Origin of the sequence: Schlesneria sphaerica (assembly GCF_044336245.1) — a bacterium.
Classification (GTDB): Bacteria; Planctomycetota; Planctomycetia; order Planctomycetales; family Planctomycetaceae; genus Schlesneria; species Schlesneria sphaerica.
The window spans coordinates 2,790,496-2,806,906 of record NZ_CP172346.1; the positions used below are offsets into that span (position 1 = coordinate 2,790,496).

Sequence of the window (16,411 nt, forward strand, 5' to 3'; positions counted from 1 at the left end):
CGCTCGGCAGGACACCTCATTCATAGCTCAGAATGGGGATCACCGACGTTTGTAGCTCGCCCGCGGTGACGTGGACCTGCCGTTGACGGTCGACATACACATCGACTTCGCTCCGAATTCCGAACTCGGGCAGATAAATGCCCGGCTCAATAGAGAAGCAGCATCCAGGAAGGATCAGGCGAGTCTCATGAGTCTCAAGATTGTCGATATTGGCCCCGTTGCCATGTGTCTCCTGACCGATGCTATGTCCCGTTCGATGAACGAAGTACGGGCCATATCCCGCCAGCTCAATCACGCCTCGCGCGGCGTCGTCGACTTCATATCCCTGTAACTTCTGGCCCGCGGCAAAACGGTCCCGCACGAGCTGAATCGCGGCATCCCGCGCCGCAGCGACAATTTTGAAGATAGACTCATATTGCACAGGAACCGACGTCCCGACAAAGCCGACACGAGTCAGGTCGCTGTAAACCGCACGCGGACGGTCGAGCTTCGCCCAGAGGTCAACCAGAACGAAATCCCCTTCCCGGATCGGTGCCGCACCGGTTTCGTAGTGAGGGTCACCGCTGTGAGCATTGACTCCCACAATCGGCGGATGATAGGTCGTCAGGCCGTGCTGGGCAAAGTGATCCATGATCACGTCCCGGACCGCCCCCTCGGTTGTCTCACCGCGAGTTCGAACTTCGCCAGCGATGAATCGCCACGCCTTCGCGAACGCAGAATCCGTGTGCTGCCCCGCTTCCAGATGCATGGCCCACTGGTCGTCATCCCAGACGGCTTCAAAGAGCTGAATCAGGTCTCCCGAAGGGACGACCTCGCAGCCGTTGGACGTCACGAGTTCGACCGTGCCTGCATCCACGCGCGAGATGTAGGGATTCCCGTTACGCGGAGAATATTCCATCGCAACCCGGGATCGTCCTGCAATCAGACTGGCAACCCCCGCTTCGAATTCCTGCCACTTCAGATAAATCTGTTTGTCGCCCGGCAGATGATCCAGCGCACCGGTCTCGATGCGATGAACGAGTTTCACAGGCTCGCCATGAGCCGGGATGAAGTACATCCAGCGTCGAGAGCCAACAGGCCCATCCCCGAACTGCAGAATGCGGCGGGCAAGAATATTGCTGCCACGAAAGTCATACAGCAGCCACCCATCGAGTTGGCTTTCACGAACGGCAGACTGAATCGCGGCCAGGTCGAACATGATTCTTCTCGCCAGCAGGATCAGCCCGTGAAAGGCACCCTGCTTTCATATTAATTGGTCGGGGTAGCAGTCGATTTGGTTTTGGACGGCTTGGCGGGGGGTACAAAACCTCCCAATCCTCGCTTCACCGATTGAACAAATTCGGGGTCGAGACTATCGAGAAACGATTGTGCTTTGACCGCATGTGCTGGCAGTTGATCCGCTTTTTCCGCGGGGACATCTTTCCGGCACATCAGAGCATAGGCAACGATCTTTTCCTTCGCAGAACGGGTATCCCACGGATATTTGCCATAGTCGTTCTTCAGCCGTTCCAGGGGAACCCAATCCTTCCAGCGTGCGAGATCAACGACGACCATGTCGGCAAATTCAGAACGGTCCAGAAAACGCCGCATCGCCGCTTTCAGCGTCTCTTCACCAAACTGACGACGGCGGTAGTCCCACAAGAAGATAAGCGTCGTCCGCAATGCATCCAGATCAGCAATTCGAGGATCATCCGGGGACAACTCGTCCTCAAGAGAGCCGAGCTTGCGTTCCATCAATTCCCGCAGTCCCGACTCGCCTCGCAGCAGCAGGTATCCCCCCATCATTCCCTCGATCCCGATCCGATTCTGCGTAGGATCGATGGGTGCCATGATGCGCTGATGCAGATAATCGGCGTCCTCGTCATTTCCGCACAGACCGAGCAACATCCCATAGAAAGCTCGTCGCACAATGAGCTGGGGATTGGGATCTTCAAGCCATTTTCTGACTTGGGAACGCGAAATCTTCGGTGCGAGCAATTCGACGTCTTCGTACTTTGCCTGAGCAAATTCCGAGAACGCATCATTCGAGATCACATTGTTCTCGTGATCCAGAAACTTGAGAAAGTATTCCAACCGCTCGACCTGCGGTTGTTCATGCGAAGGGGCTTTACGGATGTAATCATACTCGCGGCCCAATTCGTCCATTTCGATCGGCAGCGACCATTCCATCTGGTCCTCTTTAAGCTGCCCCATCAACAGGAAGAGGTCTCCCTCTTTGGCAGTCAGTCCGAAAGGTGTCACGATCTTCGGCTCGAGCTTGGCCTTTTGCGAATCGCGGATCGCTTTCAGGACTTCGAAAGTGGTTTTCTGCATGGAAAGTTCCTCACCATTTTCGGAGTTGAGGAACTTCACCACACAAGCCGAATCGGACTCCGCCAGCTTTTCGCTCAGCGTGGAATCCGTCGGCGGACAATAAGGGCAGGCGTGAGCCATCAATACGGCCGTTGCCGTAATGGTGGTCGCAACTACCATGAGTACGAACTGCCGAGTCCGTGGCATTTTAACTCTCACTCAAGAAGGCTCGTCATGGAGCCAGTTCAGCAGCATTACGGGACCTGTAACGCCGAATTCCGAACGACTGTCACATCCATTCCATCGTCATACCCGGTTGGGGGATCCAAACTGCGGCGACGCATCAGGAGGATCGACATCCAGTCGCGTCGAGACCCGAAGCGTGGTTTGTCGCTGCAGAAGAGTCGTGGCTACTTGAGCAGGAAGAACCGCTTGGCCTCATTGACAGTTTTGGGATCCTTCTTTTCCAGCTCTTCCAGGCACTTCTGCCCTTTGATGACGTGTGCGGGCAGTTCAGCGACTGTGGTCTTTTCGCTGGAAGGTTCCGAAGCGCCAGCATTCGAATCGGCTGTTTCCGTTTTCGCTTCGCCCAGATCCTTAGTGCTCGACAACATATAGCGGACAATTGCCCGTTTGACGGAGGGGAAGCTCGTCTCGTCGTCGTAGATGACCATCAGTTTGTCCTGCACGGACCAATCCTTCATGCGGGACAGGTCAGCGATGACGAGGTCTGCCAATTCGGGTCGATCGAGCAGGAGGCGTGTCGCTTGCCGCAATCGTTCAATGGAAATTTTCCCATCGCCGTACTGCCACATGAAGCGGATCGCCTGGATCGCCGCATAGGTTTCACTGAACGGGGCGCTCATATTAATGAGCTTTTCTTTTTCGATCAGATCCAGCCCTTTTTCCCCCGTGAGCAAGAGGTAGCCCCCCATGATCCCGTCGATCCCCAGCCGGAAGTCATCCGTCGGTTCGAGGATCCGGGATTGCATCAGCTTGACATCTTCGTCGTTACCACAAAGCCCCAGCATCATGCCGTACAGCCCTAATCGACCTGGCGAAACATCTTTCGACGTCAGCCATTTTCGCAGCTTTTCGCGGGGGAATTCATCCGAGAGTTTGGCAACGTCTGCATAGGCGGCATTGGCAAATTCGCCGAACGCATCATCACCGATCATCTTGTCTTCGGACTCGAGGTACTTGAGGAAATACTTCAATCGTTCGCCAGCAGCCACTGTCGGCTTGGGAGAATTCCGCATGTATTCGTAGGCGACCTTGGAGACCTCGAGCGGGCTGCCCCACTCGATGGCCGAGTCGACTTTTGTGCCGAACAGCATGAACTGATCACCGGGCTTCGCCGTTCGGTAACGAATCAGAGAGATCGGCGAACCTGGAGCCAGTTTCCCCCCTTCAGCCTGGTGGACGACTTCGATGACCTCAAGTTCCGTGGTTCCCGCGTCGGAAAGATTGGCAGGTCGGCCGCCGGTCCATTTGGCCAGCACCACAGCATCGGCCTGAGCAACTTGCTCAGACAAGGTCAGAGAGGGCGCCGCGCAGAACGGACAGGACATCGCCAAATCAGACAGCATGAAAATCGCTGCTGCCAGTGCCAGTACCGTGGAACACTTCAATAACCGAAATCGACTCATTATCAGATCTCCTCCAGGGAGAAGTCGCAAAGGGAATGACAACTCAACCATTCAGGGAATGGTATCAGAAAAGGGGCCAAGTATCGCAAGTTCAGAGAATTTTGAACTGCTGGCCCCGCAAAAAGCCGCCGTAAATAATTGCGGCTGACCGTCACAACGAGGAATGCCGATCACCATAAAAGTTCGGTCGACACGACGGACACTTTGTGAACGGGACAATCAGCTGCCGCGCGATCTTCCGACTGCCGCCTTATGCCAGCGACGAGAACCGCTTCCACTGTCCGGCAGTTCCCGGTTCGGGGGCCAGACCGCGCCATCAACTCGTCAGGATGTCAGAGACGACTCGTGCCGATCGACCATCGGTGATCTGCTGCTCGCGGCCATTGAACTGGTAGAGCAGTTTTGAATGATCGATCCCCAATTGACGAAGGATCGTCGCTTGAAAATCGTTAGGTGTCACCACATTGACCGAAGCGCGGTGCCCGACCTCGTCGGTCTCGCCGTAGGCCATCCCCGGCTTGAAGCCGCCACCGGCGAGCCAGATCGAGAATCCCTGTCCGTTGTGGTCTCGACCATTCCCTTCGCTCAATTCTCCTTCGCTCACGGGCAGCCGGCCGATTTCTCCACCCCAATGCACGATCGTGGAATCGAGCATCCCTCGTTGTTTGAGATCCTTGACGAGCGCCGCAGCAGGCTGGTCCGTTCGCTTACAGACAGCCGGCAGGCCCTTGCGGATATCGGTGTGATTGTCCCATGGCTGTCCGTCGAGGAAGAGTTGTACGAAACGCACGCCGCGCTCTACCAGTCGTCGAGCGATAAGACATCGAGTCCCGTATTCACGGGAATGCGGTTGATCCAGGCCGTACAGCTTGTGGATGTGTTCTGGTTCCTGAGAAATATCCAGTGCTTCCTTGGCTTCGGTCTGCATGGCGGCGGCCAGTTCATAGCTGGCAATACGCGCTTCCAGATCCGATTCCCCCGGATGCTGTTCCAGATGTCGCTGATTGAGACGAGCCAGGAAGTCCAGATTCTGACGCTGCAGTGGCCCGCGAAGTCGGGGTGGCGGGTCGAGGTTAAAGATTCGTGGCTCCTCGGCCCGTAGTACGGTACCTTGGAACAGTGGAGGCATGAATCCGCTCGACCAGTTCAATGTTCCGTCGACGGGGTGACCACCCGGATCAGCCAGAACCAGGTAAGCGGGCAGGTTCTGGTTCTCACTGCCCAGACCGTATGCGATCCAGCTTCCCAGCGTGGGACGTCCCGTCACCGCGGGAATGCCGCCGTGGAAGTAACGAATCGAAACTTCGTGGCCATTGTGTCCCGTATGCATTGAGCGAACAACGCAGATATCGTCCACAATATCAGCGGTGTGCGGAAGGAGTTCCGAGACCTCGGTCCCGCATTGTCCGTGGGCACTGAACTTCCAGGGGCTGCCGAACAGCTTCTTACTGGCACGATTAACAAAGCTGAACACAACCTCGCCGTTATAGTCCTGACCGTGATGCTTGCTGAGTTCGGGTTTGGGATCCAGCAAGTCCATGTGAGCCGGCCCCCCGTGCATGAACATGGAAATCATCGCAGTCGCACGCGGCGCGGCCTGCGGTGCGCGACGCTTGAGGTCGTTGATCTGGTGCTCGGCCGGCTTGCCGGGAGGTGCGGCCAGCAATCCCTGATCTCGGAGCAGCGATGCGAGAGCGAAACTGCCAATCCCAAAGGCGTTGGTCGCCAGAAACTGCCTTCGGGTCCCATTCAAACCATTCGTGGGAAAGTTCATTGTCATACGGGCCTCACTTTGGCGTATTCGTTTCGCAAGCACGGGAGGGAAAAACGGGAATCGCAATGACTGGCGTTACTCCGTCACAACGGGTCATTCTCAGCAGAAGGACACGTCGATCGGCAGCGTTTCCTCAGCGGGGCTCTGCGGCGCCTCGCGACAGGTGACCAAATTCTCTCAATCGATGTACAGGAATTCGTTGCTGCTCAGAATCTGCTGGCACAGGCTCGAAAGCGCAATTGACTCGTGATCACCCGCCGCCGAACTGGCTCTGAGCGTCTGGAGTTGCTGTTCCATGAACTGACATGACATCTCCAGCTCCTCGGGAGTGATCGGGCGACAGTAGGCCAATCGCCAGGCACAGGCGATCTGTTGAGGAATCGACGTCGTAATCGGACCATGGAAGTCAGCCGCCGAGTCCCACCGTCCGAGTTCTGCACCCGCTGCATCCGTGAGTTGCAACTTGACACCCCACTCGAAGGAATCGCTCGTCACGGTCTCGATGCAATCGGTTACGAAGTCGAGAATCTCTCCCTGCTGCACTTCGATCTTGGGAACATTCGTTTCGACACTGTTTGTCTTGGCGGTCCAGGTGCCAACCAGGCCTCTCTGATTCGAGACAACGCGAGCCCGCACACCATCTCCTGCGTCGGAATGGTGTCGAAGCGCCCCCCCCAGCGAGACGATCCCGGATTGAGGAGCGATCCAGCGGCGAATGACCGCTCGCTGAGTGTCATCCCCCGGATGGCCTCCCGCAGTGTGAATCAGTGCGTAGCCCGCGACCGGATCAGGGAATACCGGCCCGGCTTGCCACTGTTGACCGGTCCAGTGAGACAGTGGCTGGAACCGGACCGAGGCGAGTGCCCCCGCTCCCTCTTGGGCCGGCACGTCGACCGCTCCAATCCCATACTGCCAGGCGGCCGACCGACTGGGGAATTGCGTCTCGAACCGAGCCGTCAGTTCACGATCCAGATCCACCGATGATTCCGTCCGCAGACGTTTGGCGAGATGTTCGGCCTGTTTCAAAGTGAAATCGCCGTTCATCAGCATCAGCGACTGCAAGGCGACAGTACTGTTCGTGCGTCGTTCGCAGTTAATGGACATCACAGGCGCGTCGAAGGCTGTTAACAGCGAGACCGGTTTGCTGCGGCGTGCCTGGATATACACGCTGCGACGAGGGGAATCGTCTTTTACATGCACCTGACCAGCAAAGTCTTCCATCACTTCGACGGAGGGACCGAACTGAGTCGTATCGATTCGCCCGCAGGTCGCGAGCATTCGATCCCGAACGATCTCTGCTTCCAGTCGTCGAACACTGTACCGCGAATAAAGCGATCCGTCTGAGTCCAGATTTGCGGCTCGCTGATCAAGCCGGCGTGAGGACTGGCGATAGACCGATGACATCATAATCAGCTTGTGCATCCGCTTCAGGCTCCAGCCCTGTCGGACAAGTTCATCGGCAAGCCAGTCAAGTAATTCAGGATGCGTCGGTCGACTTCCCAGAATGCCAAACTCGCCAGGGGTATCAACAATCCCCCGTCCAAAGTGATGCAGCCAGATCCGGTTCGCCAGCACTCGACCTACGAGCGGATGTTTTCCGTTAACCAGGTGTTGAGCCCAGGCAAGTCGGCGTCCCGAAGAGGGAAGAGACTCAGCCTTTTCAGCGATCTCGAAACGCTCGCCATCCGGAGCTGCAATGGTCAGGTCGCCGGGCTTTACCGGTGTCGTGGGTTGACGATAGTCACCGCGGTGAAAGACGTGCGTCACGGGCAATTCGCCTGCAGGCTCGGTCAGTACACTAATAAAGTCTTCGACCGGCTTCTCAGCCCGCTTGGCCTGAATGACGGCCATATCTTTTTTCAGCTCTTCCGCCGCATCATTATTGAACTGGTAGAGCACACCCGGATTGACATTCAGCCCCGGATTCGTGGCAACCAATTGTTTCTGCTCATCGGTCTTCTTGTCATCGGGGGTTTTGAACGCCGTCCGAAGCGCGTCTCGCTGATCCTCAGGGAATTTCTCCAGTGCTTTTTCAAAGGCCTCGGCAACCATTCTGGCCTGCTTCTCGTTGTAGACGGCCTGAAGCTTATTCGCCTCGGCATCGATTTCGGCTGCCTTCGCGCGATCGGCATCGGTGTACAGCGAGACAACCCGGCTTCTCGGAGCGACCCAGTTTTTGACATTCAGAGCGGGCTCAAAGATCGCTCGCAGACGGAAATAGTCTGCTTGCGGAATCGGGTCATAGCGATGATCGTGACATTGTGCGCACCCAACACTCATTCCCAACAGGGATGTCGAAACGATCTTGATGGTATCGGCCATCACGAGATTGCGAGATTCGTCGGTGTTCCCCTGTCCGCTGGCAGTCGGGTCTGCGGCCATTCGCAGGAAGCCGGTGGCCACCAGGGTGGAAATCGACTCTGGTGACATGTTCTGGTAGGGAGGACGAACGAGTTCGTCTCCTGCCAGTTGTTCAATGATGAATTGATTAAGAGGCTTATCTTCGTTCAGCGACTTAATGACATAGTCACGGTATTTGTAGATATAGGGTCGAACGGTATCGGTATTACCGTCCCCTTCCGAGTCGGCATAGCCGGCCACATCCAGCCAGTGCCGTCCCCAACGCTCACCGTAGTGCTTGGAAGCGAGCAGTCGTTCGAGCATCGCTTCATAAGCGCTTGGCGACTCGTCTTCCAGAAACGCCTTCGTCTCTTCCAGGGAAGGGGGAAGTCCGATCAGATCGAAATAGGCACGCTTCAACAGTGTGAACCGATCCGTCTCGGGATTGATGCTCAAGTCCTGTTCTTCGAGCTTCGCCAGAATGAAGGCATCGATCGGTGTACGAACCAGATCTCCCCCTTTTACCGGGGGGACTTCGGGTCTCTGAAGCGGTTGAAACGCCCAGTAAGATCGCTCTTCGCTGGTGATTCCGATGCCAGGATCCAGCTTGAGTGGTTCATCGCGAAACGTGGGTGCTCCTGCGGCAATCCACTGTTCGATGATGCGGATTTTTTCTGCGGGAACCTTCTTTTCACCGGGTGGCATCTCACCCGAGACGATCTTCTGAAGGACAAGGCTGTCTGAGGGTGCGCCGGGAGTCAGGGCAGAACCGCTCTCCCCACCCGCAACGATAAACCGCCGCAAACGAAGATCGAGACCGCCGGACAGTTCGGCTTCTCCGCCGTGGCAATCCAGGCAGTACGCCTTCAAGACGGGGCGCACGTCCTTTTCAAAGACCAGTTGCTCAGTCACCGGTGCGGCCGCTGCGGTGGAATCGGCCGCGACCGAAAATTGACTGAACAGGGCGAGCAGTGCGGAACCTGCCAGAAGGCCCGTTCCAACATTCGAAAGGGAACGAAATCTTTTCATGCGTCGCTCGGCGAAGGAAGGAATTTGACCGTCAGGGCCTTCGACTGTTTCGGTGAAGGCTTAACGTCTGCGCACAGGCGGGTTGTTCAGCATCGGAAGAGACTCGTGAACCTCTGAATTTTCACGACTCAACCTCCTCAAAGGCAGGTCATCGGGCAGGCGTGTCTATTTTCAACAAGTTTACGCATCAAAGCAAGGTGAGAGCCGGATTTGACTCGCAAATCTGGTCACGTCAGATCGCGTCGATCCCGAAGCTTGATCTTGCCAAGATCGGTAATCACACGAAGATAGCGGGTCTCAACTTTCGTGAAAACAACGAATCAGGATCCAGGAAGGAGCGACGTAGCATGGCAGGCTCAATGGCCATTGTTCTGGCGGCGGGAAAGAGCACACGGATGAAGTCGGCACTCCCGAAAGTGCTTCACAACGTCTGCGGTCGCCCCATGATCGAATACGTCCTGGACGCAGCCCGGTCCGCCGGCGTCACCCGAATCGTGGCAATCGTCGGCCATGAAGCAGAAAAAGTACGAGGTGCCCTCTCGTATCACTCTGACGTCGAATTCGCGTTGCAGTCGGAACAAAAAGGGACCGGTCATGCGGTGATGATGTGCCGAGAACAACTCCGCTCGCACGATGGCCCTGTGCTGGTTCTCGCCGGTGACACTCCCCTGCTGAAGAAAGAGTCGCTCGCTCAGCTTCTCGAGATTCAGCAGGCGCAGCAGGCTGCCTGCGTGATTGGAACGGCCGTGACCCAGGCCAACTTCGGACTGGGACGTGTGATCCGTGGTTCCGGTAACACCTTCGAGAAGATCGTCGAAGAAAAGGATGCAACCCCCGAAGAGAAGAAGGTTCAGGAGATTAATACAGGCTGTTACGCGTTTGACGGGCAAGCCCTGCTCGCTTCGCTGGAACAGATTCAACCCAACAACAGTCAGGCGGAGTACTACCTCACAGATTGCCCGCGCGTCCTGAAGGAGCAAGGACGCACCGTCGTAGCTCTTGAGGCATTCGACATGGTGGAAGCACTCGGGGTCAACACGCGGGAACAGCTTTCCCAAGTCACTCGAACGCTGCAGCAATCCGCCATGTCACGCTGGATGGTCAACGGAACCACCATCGTCATGCCCGATCAGACCTTCATCGATCCCCAGGTACAAATTGGCGTCGATACCATTATCGAACCATTCACGCACATCACAGGCTCGGTCGTGATTGGCGACAACTGTCGGATTGGACCTCACGTTATCCTGGAAGGACCACTGAATATCGCAGCAGGGACCACGGTGGGCCCCTTCAAACATCTCCGCAAGTCGTGAACCGCCCCGATCGAGTTAGTGACCAATCCTGTTGTGCAGAAGCGGGGCATATTCCAGTCGGACCTTACATGCTCAAGGCCACAACGTGAACAACGAGCAGCGTCATAATACTCGACATGAGCATCTCAACCTGGAAGCTCACGAGCGGGAACTACGACACGCATTAAATAAGGCCATTCGCTGGCAGAGAGAGCGAGATCAAGCGATCACGCTCGCTGCTCGTGTCTGTGTCGCTGGGTCCATTCCTTCGATTTTGTGGTCACTCGCAGTGCAATCGACATCGGCAATGTCACTGGATATGGGACACTGGATTTCCGTCCTTTTTTGCGTAGCTTCGATCGCCATGATGGCAGCCGCAGCCGGTGTCATTAGCGGCTTCTTGGCTGCCTGGTGGTTCAACAACACCCTGTTTCCGATTCCCCCTGTGGCAATCGCCCTGGCCCTCCTGTGCGATGCCGTTCTGTTTTGCTGGGTACTCAGAATATCTTTGTAAAAACGGAGTCGCCAGATCTTGCCCGCCAGACAACTTGCGCAATCCCATCGAGCAAGGATTGCTCAAGCAAAAATTCTCTCCGGAATATCGAGATGGTTCCTCATTTCGATGAACTTCCAAGCCTCTGTGAACCTGCCACCCCTGTGGCGATTGCTCGCGCGTTGGACCGTTCAAAGTCCAGTAGAAACTGCTTCCTTCGCAGTCCACCCCCATAGCCTCCCAGCCCCCCATCCTTGTTGATCACACGATGACAAGGGATCAGGATTGCGATCCGATTGAGTCCGTTGGCACGACCGACCGCACGGACGGCACCTGCATCCCCCAATGTCGTCGCAAGCTCCTGATAGGATCTGGTCTCGCCGTAGGGAATTCTCTGAAGTTCGTTCCAGACGCGTCTCTGAAAATCGGTGCCGGGGTACACCAGCGGTACCGTAAACTTGACTAAACGCCCTTCAAAATAGGCATCCAGCTCTTGCTGCACCTGCTCGAGATGGACATTCATTCCCGGGACCGCAGGAGACTGGAACGATTTCCGGATGGTTTCGAACTGAGCCTCTAGCATCCGTCGGTCAGTGAACTCCAGCAGACAGAGACCGTCATCAGTAGCACCAGCAATGAGGGGCCCAAGGGGACTGGTCAACCACGCCAGCAAGACAACGGGGCGATTGAGGCTCTTCCCCGGCGGACAAGCGAAGGTCTGCCCGAATGCCTCCCGAAAACCGCTCAACGATTCGTACCCGCTGTCGTAAGCGGCACCGTCAAGAGACTCGCCGTTACGAATCCCGGTGAATGCGTTCGTCAGTCGCCGCGCTCGGGAATATGCTTGGAATGTCATCCCGTAGTTCCGCAGGAAGTGGCGTCGTGCGGTCGCCGGATCCAGGCCTCGACTCCGCAGATCACTTTCCGTAATTCGGCGTCCGGGGTCCGCGTCGATCTCTGCCAGCAGAGCTGCGGCCCAATCCGGTTGATTCACTTCCGCCATCGGTCGGCATCGCTTGCAGGGCCGGTACCCGGCAAACAGCGCCTTCGCGACGGAAGGAAAGTACTCGACATTCCTGGGAAGGGGACTGCGAGCAGGACACGTCGGTCGGCAGAAGATTCCCGTGGTTCGAACTCCGAGAAAAAACAGACCGTCATACGAGGCATCTCGATTGAGGTATGCCTGCTCCATTTCCGCAACAGGTGGCAATGTGCTCATGAACAACTCGACTTCCGATGAGACCACGACTCGTTCCCTTCCCACTGAAAACCCTTAAAGGACATCGGGGTTGTGTGCAGCGGGTATAGTTTGTGGTCCCTTCCTGCTGCCACCGAAGTTCGGGCGCGGTCATCCTTCTTTCAGAAATGACCTCGGTACGTGTTTGCGGTCCACCAAAAAGACGGACGGAAGCGAACCGATGTTTGCCCATCCAGCGCGAAGGGCAAAATCAGATCTCTTCCGTCACGTGGATCGGAACAGATTCTACAGCAATGGAGCGACCTGACGTCCGCTACATGACAGTCTGTTTGCCCCATGGTCCGGTAGAGCGGGAGTTACTTGGCGGCAACGGGAGTGGAAAGCCCCGGTGCAGCAATGAACTTCAGAACCTCGGTCGAATCATCGTAGTTCCAGATTCGGACTTGTCCGTCATGGCTACCACTGGCCACTCGTTTCGAAGGAGCGTGGTAGCTGGCAGAGTAGACCCAGTCTTCATGAGGACCGAATTGTTTGACCTGGGCACCCGTGATCAGGTTGTGCTGGCGAGCCAGTTTATCGGCGCTACCGCTCAATGCCGTTCCGTCACCCTGCATGGTGATCCGGAAGACTTCACCCCCAAGTGCAATTTCGCGAGCCTGTTTGGCATCAGCCGCAGTCCAGACCCGGATCCGGTTGTCACGACCACTGGTCGCAACGGAAGCTCCATCGGGAAGGAAGCCAACTCCATAGACAGGTTGAGCGTGTCCGTTGAACGTGGCCTGCGATTCACCGGTGGTGCTGTCAAAGACTTTCGATGTCTTATCACGGCTGGCAGTTGCAATCCGCTTTCCATCTGGCGACCAGGCCACATCCAAGACCCAGTCGGCGTGATCTTCGATCAGTTTCTGCTGCTGGCGGGTTGCTACGTCAAACAGGCGCACCGAGCGATCGGCACAGGCTGCGGCCAGCCGTGTTCCATCCGGGCTGAAGGCGACCGAGAAAACTTCGTCATCGGTTGTGAACAGGTCAGCCACGAGCGAGCCATCCGCCACATTAAACAGCTTGACCTCGCCCATTTGACCGGGTGTTCCGGCGGCCACAGCAAGGGTCGATCCATTGCTGGAGAATTCAAAATCGTGGGGACGTTCCGCCAGGTTCTTGATTCGACGAACAAGCTGACCATCAGCGGGATTCCAGAGCAGCACTTCACGGTAACCGGATGTCGCGAGCAAGTTCCCATCGGGGCTGAACGCGATCGCCATCACTGGCACGGAAACGCGATACGATTCAGGAGGCATCGGCTGAACCAGCTTTGGCATGATCGTGATGAGTGTCGAAGTCGGTGCGATCCCTGCGTCGAGGCGGGCCCCCGTTTCGATCCATTTCTTCACGATCGCAATCTGCTCAGGCAGCAGTGGATCGGCGTCCTTGGGCATCGAATGATCTTCGATCATGATCTGTAAGAGCGAGTCACCAGGATTCCCCGCGACAACAGAAGGCCCGTTCTCGCCCCCTTTCATCAGGTTGGCGAAGTTCTCCATATTCAGTCGCCCCTTGGCCGTCCGGGCGTTATGGCATGCCAGACATCGCTGAGAAAAGATCGGAGCCACCTGCTGTGCGAATGAGACCAGCCGTCCGGTCTTCACCAGATTCTTTTCGAGGTCGATCAACCGCGAAACGGCTTCTTTGCTCAATGCCGCGTAGGTCGCTTCAGCCGCCTGCAGTTCAGGCTGAAACGCAGCAAGTGCTTCTTCTGCGGCCTTCGTGCGGGCAGGTTGTTCAGCAATCAATTTGCGAGCAGTGGCGAGGCCCTCTTCGATGGGCAGAACGGCCTTCAGAGCTTCGTCGAGGGCCTTCGTGGCAGCGACGAGTTTCTCGGCGGCAACTTTTGACTTTTCGGCTTCCGCGGCTTCGGTGTCTTTCCCTTTTGCTTCCAGAGCGGCCTTGGCAGCCGCAGCCGCTTCTGCTTCGGCCTTGGCCCGTTCTTCGGTCGCTTTCTTCACCGCCTCCTGAAGTTTCGGCAGCTTCCCTTCGCCATCCTTGACCGAGGCTTCCGCTTTATTCTGTTCGACTCGCAGAGCGGCGAGAGAGGCCGCCAGTTCTTTTGCTTTGGTTCGAGCGGCAATCACGGCAGGTTCGCCCGCTGCTTTCTGGGCCTGTGCTTCATCCGCCAGCTTTTGTTGCTGAACGATGGTCTGCTCCAGATCTTCTTCCGCGTAGACGCACTGAGCCAGCAGCAACAGACTCAGATTGACGATCAGAACGTTGATCATACGCTGCATGGAGCGATCCTTAGTCTCTAGTGATGAGGATTGTCGACAGGTGCGGAATCTTCACAATCCAAACCAGTCACATCGCAGGGCGGGAATAACAGGCAGGTGGGGCAGCCCCATTTGGAATCAGCATCGCCCGATGTGAACCCACTGTCAAGCGCCGACAAAGCCCTCACAGGGTCGCAAACCGGCAAATTTTGCCGTTCAAAGGCAGAATCAGAGAGAACAGCTCAACATCACCTGCGGAAATTGACTCAGAAACACCCTTTTTCGGCCAAACTTGGGTAACTGCGGTAAAAGGAAGAGGCTCGAAGCAACCTCACTTGCCTAGATGCCCCTCATCGACACTTTCGAATCATGGGCTCGGAACCAGTGGCCGATACGAACACAAGGGTGAGTTCCATTGGCCGGGGAATGGCCAGGGCGTCAGTGAAGACTGAGTCAGTCTCACATGCAAGACACGGATGAACGAAGCCCAGTTAACGTCTCCTGCAATGGCACGAGGTCGTTGAATACTCGTTTGTTTTGAAAGTACTGCAGATGCCAACGACTGAACTATTTTCTGAACCAATCGATACGATTCATCGAACTCAAGTGGGTGTCGCTCCCCTTGGACCATCGCATTCTTATCCGCTGGCCCCCGTCGGTGCCCCTCCGCAGGCCAATACCGCAGTCGCCTGGGCTGAGGACGTTCCTCCACTGCAGGCAGCCCCCGCGCCAGCCCCCCGCAGCCCTCGCACCGTCAGTGATACCGGTCTTTCCATGGGCCAGTTGACCGATCTGTTGCTCAAGACCCTGTATGTTCATGGTGTGCTGCAAGGTTCCGATCTTTCGAAGCTGCTGCGCCTACCGCTGGATGTCGTGGAAGAACCATTGCTGATGTTGCGAGACCAGCGTCTCGTGGAAGCGGGAAGCGGGGACGTTCTCGGCAGCGTGACATTCAAATTTGCCCTGACGGAAAACGGACGAATCCGAGCGCGTGAGGCAGTGGAAAACTGCCGTTACGTCGGGCCCGCTCCGGTGCCGCTGGCGCAGTACATTGAACAGTGCCACGTGCAAAGCGTAGCAGGGACACGCTGCAATCCGGTTTCGCTGCGTGCCGCATTCAAGGACTACGTCATCCGCCCATCGCTGCTCGATGAGTTGGGTCCCGCCGTCTGCAGCGGCAAATCGCTATTCCTCTATGGTCCTCCCGGAAATGGCAAGACTGTCATTGCGAAGGGTCTGGGACGGTTCCTGAGTCAGTTCTGCGGGGAAATCTATGTCCCGTACGCGATCCTCGCGGACAATAACATCATCACGTTCTACGATCCCGGGATTCACCAGACGACCGACGATGCAGATCAGGGATTCCGACGCTCGGGGCCCAATGGGGAAGGTTCGCAAGCCCTTCCGGATGGAGCCGTCGATCGCCGCTGGCGCAGAATCAAGCGTCCCGTCGTATTGACCGGCAGCGAACTGACGCTCGATCTCATGGAACTGAAGTACAACCGGCTGGCGAACTTCTACAATGCACCGATGCATATTAAAGCCAATGGCGGAATGTTCCTGATCGATGACATCGGTCGCCAGACAATTTCAGCACGAGACCTGCTGAACCGCTGGACGGTTCCTCTGGAGGAGAGTGCCGACTACCTGACGCTGTCCACCGGTCGGAAATGTATGCTCCCGCTCGAGCAGCTCACGATCTTCGCAACCAACCTCGACACGAAAGAGGTCGTCGATGAGGCCTTCCTGCGGCGGACAAAACACAAACTTCAGGTCAATTCCCCAACGCGTGAACTGTATACAGTGATCTTCCAGATGGCCTGCCGCCAGCGGGACATCGCCTACGACGAAGCCATCGTCAACACCCTGTTCGAAAATTACTACGATCGAGGACGAGCCCCCCGCGCCAGTGATCCGCGAGACCTGCTGGAAATGGCCCGTTCCATCTGCCGCTTCCACGAGGTCCCCGTGAACCTGTCGATCGACCTGATCCACGAATGCGCGAAAAACTTCTTCGGGACGATGTAAGCCCTCTGAGCCTCGGCTTGTTGCAAGTTGAACGGATCGTTCTCGAGAGTTT

10 protein-coding genes are annotated in these 16,411 nt (G+C 56.6%); 3 read left to right on the plus strand and 7 right to left on the minus strand.

Going from position 1 to position 16,411, the window contains the following annotated elements; translation table 11 throughout:
• Positions 1 to 16: 16 nt before the first annotated feature.
• The 5 genes from ACGY09_RS10165 to ACGY09_RS10185 all read right to left on the minus strand — a co-directional run bounded on the left by ACGY09_RS10165 (position 17) and on the right by ACGY09_RS10185 (position 9,084).
• Positions 17 to 1,198, minus strand: a complete 1,182-nt coding sequence (locus tag ACGY09_RS10165) for a M24 family metallopeptidase (protein WP_397571455.1) — start codon at positions 1,196 to 1,198, stop codon at positions 17 to 19.
• A gap of 50 nt (positions 1,199 to 1,248) precedes the next feature.
• The gene (locus ACGY09_RS10170; RefSeq protein ID WP_397571456.1) at positions 1,249 to 2,499 is read right to left on the minus strand and encodes a hypothetical protein; all 1,251 of its coding nucleotides are present in this window, start codon (positions 2,497 to 2,499) and stop codon (positions 1,249 to 1,251) included.
• A 203-nt stretch (positions 2,500 to 2,702) separates the two neighbouring features.
• A complete protein-coding gene (locus ACGY09_RS10175; protein ID WP_397571457.1) occupies positions 2,703 to 3,941 on the minus strand; it encodes a hypothetical protein in 1,239 nt (412 codons plus the stop codon).
• Between the two features lie 316 nt (positions 3,942 to 4,257).
• Positions 4,258 to 5,721: a DUF1501 domain-containing protein gene (locus ACGY09_RS10180; protein WP_373650373.1), complete on the minus strand. Its 1,464-nt coding sequence runs from the start codon at positions 5,719 to 5,721 to the stop codon at positions 4,258 to 4,260.
• Between the two features lie 171 nt (positions 5,722 to 5,892).
• Positions 5,893 to 9,084, minus strand: a complete 3,192-nt coding sequence (locus ACGY09_RS10185) for a PSD1 and planctomycete cytochrome C domain-containing protein (RefSeq protein WP_397571458.1) — start codon at positions 9,082 to 9,084, stop codon at positions 5,893 to 5,895.
• A gap of 347 nt (positions 9,085 to 9,431) precedes the next feature.
• Here ACGY09_RS10185 and ACGY09_RS10190 point away from each other — a divergent pair, with 347 nt between their 5' ends.
• Together ACGY09_RS10190 and ACGY09_RS10195 are read left to right on the plus strand one after the other, a co-directional pair.
• Positions 9,432 to 10,400: a bifunctional N-acetylglucosamine-1-phosphate uridyltransferase/glucosamine-1-phosphate acetyltransferase gene (locus tag ACGY09_RS10190; protein ID WP_397571459.1), complete on the plus strand. Its 969-nt coding sequence runs from the start codon at positions 9,432 to 9,434 to the stop codon at positions 10,398 to 10,400.
• 85 nt (positions 10,401 to 10,485) lie between these two features.
• Complete coding sequence (locus ACGY09_RS10195; protein ID WP_373650370.1) at positions 10,486 to 10,893, plus strand: hypothetical protein; 408 nt, start codon at positions 10,486 to 10,488, stop codon at positions 10,891 to 10,893.
• 100 nt (positions 10,894 to 10,993) lie between these two features.
• Here the strand turns inward: ACGY09_RS10195 and ACGY09_RS10200 are convergent, their stop codons facing one another.
• Complete coding sequence (locus tag ACGY09_RS10200) at positions 10,994 to 12,118, minus strand: bifunctional transcriptional activator/DNA repair enzyme AdaA (RefSeq protein WP_397571460.1); 1,125 nt, start codon at positions 12,116 to 12,118, stop codon at positions 10,994 to 10,996.
• A 308-nt stretch (positions 12,119 to 12,426) separates the two neighbouring features.
• On the minus strand, positions 12,427 to 14,352 hold the full coding sequence (locus tag ACGY09_RS10205; RefSeq protein ID WP_397571461.1) for a c-type cytochrome domain-containing protein: 1,926 nt from the start codon (positions 14,350 to 14,352) through the stop codon (positions 12,427 to 12,429).
• Positions 14,353 to 14,883: 531 nt separating this feature from the next.
• Between ACGY09_RS10205 and ACGY09_RS10210 the strand changes: the two genes are divergently transcribed.
• Positions 14,884 to 16,359: an ATPase gene (locus ACGY09_RS10210; RefSeq protein WP_397571462.1), complete on the plus strand. Its 1,476-nt coding sequence runs from the start codon at positions 14,884 to 14,886 to the stop codon at positions 16,357 to 16,359.
• Positions 16,360 to 16,411: the final 52 nt, after the last annotated feature.